Origin of the sequence: Streptomyces sp. NPDC059142 (genome assembly GCF_042755665.1) — a bacterium.
GTDB lineage: Bacteria > Actinomycetota > Actinomycetes > Streptomycetales > Streptomycetaceae > Streptomyces.
In genome coordinates this window covers 1-4,898 of the sequence record NZ_JBHZDA010000189.1, presented here as the reverse complement: position 1 = coordinate 4,898, position 4,898 = coordinate 1, and the positions used below count along the sequence as shown (strand labels likewise).

Genomic DNA, 4,898 nt, shown 5'->3' with positions numbered 1-4,898 from the left:
GGGCGGGGGCGGGGCGGGCGGGGGGGGGGCGCGGCGGCGGGGGCCGCGGGGCGCGGCGCCGCGCGCCGGCGGGCCCGCCCCCCGCCCCCCTCATGTCACCGTGTGCGCGGGAGCGCTGTCGCTGGTGCCGTGACCGGCGGTGTGTGCGACGGGGCACAGCCTGCCGGGAGGGGCGCTAGAGAGTGGCGGCGGCCGAGGCGATCGCGGAGGCGAAGGTGGAGACCTCGGTGTAGACGCCGGGGTAGCCCGGCCGGGCGCAGCCGTTGCCCCAGCTCACGATGCCGACCTGGACGTAGGCGCCGGAGTTGTCGGTACGGAACATCGGGCCGCCCGAGTCACCCTGGCAGGTGTCGGTGCCGCCGCTCGCGTATCCGGCGCAGATCTCCTCGTTGGCTATGAGGTCGCCGCCGTAGGAGGCGTTGCAGCTCGCGTCGGAGACGAACGGCACGGTCGCCTTGAGGAGGTAGCGCTGCTGGGCGCCGCCCTCGGTGGCCGCGCCCCAGCCGGCGACGGTGAAGTTGCCGGTGTTGTACTGCGTGGTGGTGGCGATCTTCAGGGTGGCCTGGTTGATCGGCGAGGCGAGCTTGATCAGCGCCCAGTCCTTGCCCGCGCCGTTGTAGCCGGGGGCCTGGAGGACCTTGGTGGACTTGACCTTGATGGCGCTGGTGCTCTGGAGGTCCACGACTCCGGCGGTGGCGGTGATGCTCGTGTTGTTGCCGGAGCCGCTCACACAGTGCGCGGCGGTCAGCACGATGGTGGACGAGTACAGCGAGCCGCCACAGCCCATGGAGAGCCGGACCATGAAGGGGAATTCGCCCTGGGCGGCGCGGGTGCCGCCGACGACGGGCGGGGCGAGCGGCGCCGCGGCCTGGGCGGCGGGCGCCGGGGCCGGCAGCGGTGAGGCGGAGGCGGAGGACGGCTGAAGGCTGATGGCGGCGAGAGCGACGGCGCCGACGGCGGCGCATCTCTTCAGGGCACCAAGAATGCTCAACGGTCTGCCTTTCGTGGGGGATGCGTGTGGGGGTGGTACGCGGTGGGCCCGGGTCGACGCGCGTTGCATTGCGATGACATGAGCCCGACAAGAAAGCGTGATCCGGATTATGCGGAGGGAATACGCCGTGCCACAAGAACTCTCTTTCGGCCATGGCAGACCCTCAGTTGTCGGCCATCGACCGCTGACCGGACACTCCGGCGGCGCGAACCCGCCGGCCCGGAGACCGGGCGCTGCGCTCCCGCGCTCCGTGCCCGTACCGCCGTACAGTTGACGGGTGCGGGCCCGACCGCCCCGCGAGCCGGGCCACGAGCGGCGGGCAGGCGGAGGGGGCAGGGGACGTGACAGTCGGCGGCGAGGTCGTCCACGGGTATCCACATCTGGAGACGGTGCGGGCCGCGATCACCGCGCTGTACCACCGGCTGTCGGCCGACGGCGTCCGGGCGTACGCGCCCAGCGTGGCCCCCGCCGATGTCGCCTTCTCCGATCTGGACGACCTCCATCTGGGTACCCAGCGGGTGGCGCACGCCCTGGTCCAGCAGCTCCGGCTGCCCGACGCGCGCGTGATCGTGAGTTTCCGGGAGATGACGCACGCGGCGAACGTGGAGCTGACGGCGGGCCCCGAGTACTTCGTCGAACTGAACGACCGCTTCCGTACCCACCGCAGGGACATCGGCGCCGCGCTCGCCCACGAGATCACCCATGTGCTGCTGCACCGGCTCGGGCTGTCCTTCCCCGGCACCCGGGACAACGAGATCCTCACCGACACGGCCACCACCTACCTGGGCGCGGGCTGGCTGCTGCTCGACGCGTACCGCGAGGACCGCGACTCCAGCCAGAAGCTCGGCTATCTGACGCCGGAGGAGTTCGGCTACGTCCTCGCCAAGCGCGCGGCGGTCTTCGACGAGGATCCGCGGATCTGGTTCACCAGCCCGCAGGCGTACACCTCGTATACGAAAGGCAGGGCGCGGGCGCAGCGCGACGAGCAGCAGCCGCCGCTGACGACGGCGGGCTGGGCGGGCCGGCACCGCTACGCCAAGGACCGCCGCCACGCGCTCGACCACCCGGGCGCCGCCGCCGACGCCGCGTCGCCGTACGCGTTCGAGTCGCTGCCGGACGGGCCGCGCGTCTCGTTCCCCTGCCCGACGTGCCTCCAGCGGATCCGGGTACCCGTCCGGGGGCGGGTCAGGGCGCGGTGCGGGCTGTGCGGGGCGGTCCTGCACTGCGACACGTGAGCGAACGGCCCGTCACACGTCCGGCCCGGGAAACGTAGGGTCGAAGTATGACGAAAGAGGCGGCGGCCGGGGTCGGTGACCTGTTCGAGGCGGTGACCGACGGCGAGGACGACACCGTCGTACGGCTGCTCAGGGCGGGTGTGTCGGCCGAGGCGACGGACAGGGACGGCGAGACGGTCCTGTACCGGGCGGCGGTCAGCGACGAGCCGGGGATGGTGCGGCTGCTGCTGGCGGCGGGCGCCGATCCGCAGCGCGCGAGCGGCCCGGAGGGCTGGGACCTGCCGCTGTGCGCGGCGGCCTGCGGCGGTCACACCGAGGTCGTACGGGCGCTGCTCGCGGCCGGGGCGGTGCCGGACGGCCGGGAGGCGTTCGACTACACGGCGATCGCCTGGGCGGTGGTGCAGGGGTTCGCGGACACGGCGGAGACCCTGCTGGAGTACGGCGCGGACCCGGATCTGCCGGGTCCCGGCGGGGAGGCACCGCTGGTGCTGGCGGCCCGGCGCGGCTCGACGGCGACCGTACGCGTCCTGCTGCGGTACGGCGCCGGCGCGCGCGACGGCGGCTCGGTGTACGCCGGGACGCGTGGGGCGGCGCTCGCCGAGGCGCGCCGCTGGATGGCGCTCGACGTCGAACAGGAGCTGCGGTCGGGGCTGCTGGGCGCCTACGGCGAGGAGTTCGAGACGGTGGTGCGCCGGATCCGGGAGGAGGGTTCGGAGACCGTCGTGGTCGAACTGGTGCGGGACGGGGGCGCGGTGGCCGGGCGCGAGCAGCAGACGGGGCACGCGGCCGTGGTGACGCTGCTGGAGACGGAGCTGGGGATCGCGACGCCGTACGAGGAGTTGGCGGAGCGCGCGCTGCGCCGCGGGGATCCGGACCTGGACGACTGGACGGAGGCGGTCGCCGCGCTGTGGCGGCGCGGCGACGAGGAAACGTTCCTGACCTGCGCGGTGTGGTGCGGGAGCGATGAGCCGCTGCGGCAGGCGTTCGCCGCCGACGTACTGGCGCGGCTGGGTGCGACGGGCGGCGGCGGGGCGGGGGGCCTCGGGGTGTTCCCGGAGGCGGCCGACGGGGGCAGTCCGTTCGCGGCCCGCGCGGTGCCCCTGCTGCGGGAGCTGTCGCGGCAGGCGGTGGAGCCGGAGCTGATCGGCTCGGTCGTGGTCGCGCTGGGCCAGCACGGCGACCCGGCGTCGCTGCCGGAGATCCTGCGCCACGCGGCGCACCCGGAGGCGGGGGTACGGCGCCGGGTCGCCGTCGCGCTGACCGGGCTCGTACCGGCGGACCACCGCAACGGCGTACGGACGGTGCTGCGGCTGGGCCGGGACGCGGACGCGTCGGTCAGGGACCGGGCGGTGCAGGCCCTGGCGGCGCTGGAGGCGGACACGCACGAGATCCGGGAGGCGCTGGCGGCGCGGCTGAACGAGCCGGACGCGGGGACGGCGGCGCGGGCGGCGTGGGGGCTGGCGGTACGGCGCGATCCCCGGGCGGTGGCCGCGCTGGAGCGGATCCTGCTGGACGAGGACCCGGCGGGGCGGGCGCGCCGCACGGCGGTGGAGGCGGTGGCGTACGTGCCGAAGGGCCCGGAGCGGCGACGCCTGGAGTGCACTCTCCCGCGCCGCCGCTGACGGGCCGTACGCCGGCCGCCGCCGGGCGGTGGTTCAGAGGAGCCGCAGCGTCCCGGGGGCCTCTTCCTCGATGAGCTGGACCAGCTCGTCGAAGACGGTGGGGCCCCGGCCCGCGAGGGCGTCCTCCAGCCGGGCCCGCGCGGCGGGCCGGTTGTCGGGGTGCGTGCGCTCCAGCCGCCGCTGGAGCGTCCGCACGGTCTCCTCCTGGCCGAGTGCCCGGCGCGACAGGTCGTGCCGGCGCCATTCGATGACGAAGTCGCCGTCGTCCGGCGTTCCGTAGCCGCCGCGCAGACAGTCCGCGAGCGAGTCGAGGTTGCCCCCGAAGTACCCGTCGGGCCCGTTCACGGCGGCGCCGATCACCTGCCAGAAGCGGTCGAGGCCGGTGACCTCCGCCCCGTCGATCACATATGTCGCCGTCATGGGACGGAGGTTACCTTCCGTGGAGCCGGGTTCAGCAGGAGTACTTGACCAGCGAGAACGACGCGTAGTGGTCGGCCGTGTAGTAGTCCTCGCTGGCCTTGGAGCCGGTGACGATGCGGCGCGCGCCGCGGTTCGAGGAGCCCGGCGTGATGACGGTGTACTCGTGGTAGTAGCTGGCGGACTGGGCGGGCAGGATGCCTTCGCGGTTCTGGAAGACGGCGCCGTCCTGCGAGTACGGGAACGGTCCGCCCGCGTCGATCAGGTCGAGCGTGTCGTGGGCCTGGGACGGCAGCTTGGAGTAGCAGATGCTGCCGACCGCTGTGGGGGCGGCGGTGGCGGTGGCGGTGACTCCGCCGACGAGGAGAGTCGAGACCAGTGCGGCGAGGCCACCGAGGGTGGCGATACGTGGGGGAATTCGCATGCCTCATGATGACGCGCGTAGACGTGCACACGTCAATAACAACCGCGGGGAATTTCCTCGAAGTTAACCGTGCGCCCCGCCCGGGCGCCCCCGTACACCGCCCCGTGCGCGCTCCCCCGGCGCCTGGTCAGGACGCCGTTGCCGGGGCGCGGCGCCCTCAGGTCCGTGCCGGGAACGGCCGGGGCCCGGTGGCGTGATTCCTCCACGCC

The 4,898-nt window shown here is 74.1% G+C and carries 5 protein-coding genes; 2 read left to right on the top strand and 3 right to left on the bottom strand.

The features are described 5' to 3' along the window. Nucleotides 1-175: 175 nt before the first annotated feature. A complete protein-coding gene (locus tag ACFXPK_RS32505; RefSeq protein ID WP_385080747.1) occupies nt 176-1,060 on the bottom strand; it encodes a S1 family peptidase in 885 nt (294 codons plus the stop codon). Nucleotides 1,061-1,332: 272 nt separating this feature from the next. Here ACFXPK_RS32505 and ACFXPK_RS32500 point away from each other — a divergent pair, with 272 nt between their 5' ends. Then, the gene (locus ACFXPK_RS32500) at nt 1,333-2,226 is read left to right on the top strand and encodes a hypothetical protein (protein ID WP_385004749.1); all 894 of its coding nucleotides are present in this window, start codon (nt 1,333-1,335) and stop codon (nt 2,224-2,226) included. Between the two features lie 47 nt (nt 2,227-2,273). Further along, complete coding sequence (locus tag ACFXPK_RS32495; protein WP_385080745.1) at nt 2,274-3,848, top strand: ankyrin repeat domain-containing protein; 1,575 nt, start codon at nt 2,274-2,276, stop codon at nt 3,846-3,848. A gap of 33 nt (nt 3,849-3,881) precedes the next feature. Here the strand turns inward: ACFXPK_RS32495 and ACFXPK_RS32490 are convergent, their stop codons facing one another. Both ACFXPK_RS32490 and ACFXPK_RS32485 read right to left on the bottom strand, forming a co-directional pair. Continuing rightward, nucleotides 3,882-4,268: a barstar family protein gene (locus ACFXPK_RS32490; RefSeq protein WP_385004753.1), complete on the bottom strand. Its 387-nt coding sequence runs from the start codon at nt 4,266-4,268 to the stop codon at nt 3,882-3,884. Nucleotides 4,269-4,299: 31 nt separating this feature from the next. Further along, complete coding sequence (locus tag ACFXPK_RS32485; RefSeq protein ID WP_385004755.1) at nt 4,300-4,689, bottom strand: ribonuclease domain-containing protein; 390 nt, start codon at nt 4,687-4,689, stop codon at nt 4,300-4,302. Nucleotides 4,690-4,898 lie beyond the last annotated feature (209 nt).

Excerpts from the sequence above, each read along its gene's own strand:
- ACFXPK_RS32505 (WP_385080747.1), bottom strand. The coding sequence starts at position 1,060 with ATGCAACGCGCGTCGACCCGGGCCCACCGCGTACCACCCCCACACGCA.
- ACFXPK_RS32495 (WP_385080745.1), top strand. The coding sequence starts at position 2,274 with ATGACGAAAGAGGCGGCGGCCGGGGTCGGTGACCTGTTCGAGGCGGTG.
- ACFXPK_RS32490 (WP_385004753.1), bottom strand. The coding sequence starts at position 4,268 with ATGACGGCGACATATGTGATCGACGGGGCGGAGGTCACCGGCCTCGAC.
- ACFXPK_RS32485 (WP_385004755.1), bottom strand. The coding sequence starts at position 4,689 with ATGCGAATTCCCCCACGTATCGCCACCCTCGGTGGCCTCGCCGCACTG.